The sequence below is a fragment of the Streptomyces hirsutus genome, assembly GCF_001418415.1.
Taxonomy (GTDB): Bacteria; Actinomycetota; Actinomycetes; order Streptomycetales; family Streptomycetaceae; genus Streptomyces; species Streptomyces hirsutus.
In genome coordinates this window covers 1-1,438 of sequence record NZ_LIQT01000720.1, presented here as the reverse complement: position 1 = coordinate 1,438, position 1,438 = coordinate 1, and the positions used below count along the sequence as shown (strand labels likewise).

The 1,438-nt window shown below is 69.4% G+C and carries 1 protein-coding gene; it reads left to right on the top strand.

Annotated features, from left to right (window positions below; translation table 11 throughout):
• Positions 1–58: 58 nt before the first annotated feature.
• Positions 59–1,339 (top strand): IS701 family transposase, encoded by a 1,281-nt coding sequence (locus AOK11_RS37860; protein WP_055598145.1) that lies wholly within the window; start codon positions 59–61, stop codon positions 1,337–1,339.
• Positions 1,340–1,438 lie beyond the last annotated feature (99 nt).

Genomic DNA, 1,438 nt, shown 5'->3' with positions numbered 1-1,438 from the left:
CACTAGTAGGACTCCGTTAGGTTTTCGGGTTCGGCCTGTTCCTGGGCATGTTGGGTGGATGGACGCACATGAAGTGAACCGTGTCCGGGCGAAGTTGGCGTTGTACGTGGCTGACGTGTTCGCCTCGGTGCCGCGCAAGGACCAGCGGGCCAAGGGCGACTGCTACCTGCGGGGACTGATGCTGGACGGCCGCCGCAAGTCGATCCAGGCCATGGCCTCGAGGCTGCCGGACGGCAACGAACAGAACCTGCAGCAGTTCGTGAACCAGTCCACCTGGGACCCGGTGCCGGTGCAGCGGCGGATCTGCGAACGCATGCTGCCGCTGATCAATCCGACGGCCTGGGTGATCGACGACGTGTCGCTGCCCAAGGACGGAAGAATGTCGGTCGCCGTGGCCCCGCAGTACTGCGGGGCCCTGGGCAAACGCGCCAACTGCCAGGTCGCGGTCAGCGTCCACGCCGCCGGTGACACCGCCTCCTGCCCACTGCAGTGGCGCCTGTTCCTGCCCCAGGAGTGGTGCTCGGACACCGGCCGCCGGACCGCCACCCGCATCCCGCCCGAGGCCGGGCACCGCGAGAAGTGGCGGCTGGCGCTGGACATGCTCGACACGCTGGCCGGCTGGGGCATGAGCCCGCCCGTGGTCGTGGCCGATGCCGCCTACGGCACCAACGCCCACCTGCGGGCCGGCCTGGCCCAGCGGGGAATCGACTACGTGCTGGCCGTCCGCGCGGACGTGAGTGCCCACCCGTTCGACGCCCAGCCCGTGGCTCCGGACCGCAAGGGCCCCGTCGGCTGCTGGCCCCAGCCCCGCTATCGCCACCCCGCACCCTCGCAGGCAACCCTTGCCGCCGATCTTGGACAGGGAGCGTTCACCTCCCTCACCTGGCGGCATGGCTCGCGCGGCGAGTTACGTTCCCGCTTTGCTGCCGTGCGCATCCGCCCGGCCGGCAAGGCCGTCGAGCGTCCGATCCGGGCCGCCGCCTCGGCCGAACAGGGCTGGTGGGACGGGGTGCTGCCCGACTGCTGGCTGCTGATCGAATGGCCCGAGGACGCCGAGGCGCCCACCGACTACTGGCTGTCCAGCCTGCCGGCCGACACTCCGATCACCGACCTGGTCCGCCTGGCCAAGGTCCGCTGGCGCATCGAGCACGACTACCGCGAACTCAAGCACGGCCTGGGCCCGGACCACTTCGAAGGCCGGTCCTGGCCCGGCCGGCACCACCACGTCACCCTCGTGACCGCCGCCCACGCGTTTCTTACCGAACAGCGTCTGGCCCCAAAAGCACCCACACCGGGCTCACTCTCTACCAGATCCTCGATGCCCTCCAGGACGTCCTGAGGTGCTGGACCGGCTTCTGCACCACCTGCCACCAGCCCTTGCCCAGCAGACCGCACACGACATCAAGATCGAGACAGGCCTAACGGAGTCCTACTAGTG

What these genes read in the sequence shown, in the direction of transcription:
- AOK11_RS37860 (WP_055598145.1), top strand. Translation starts at nt 59, where the DNA reads ATGGACGCACATGAAGTGAACCGTGTCCGGGCGAAGTTGGCGTTGTAC.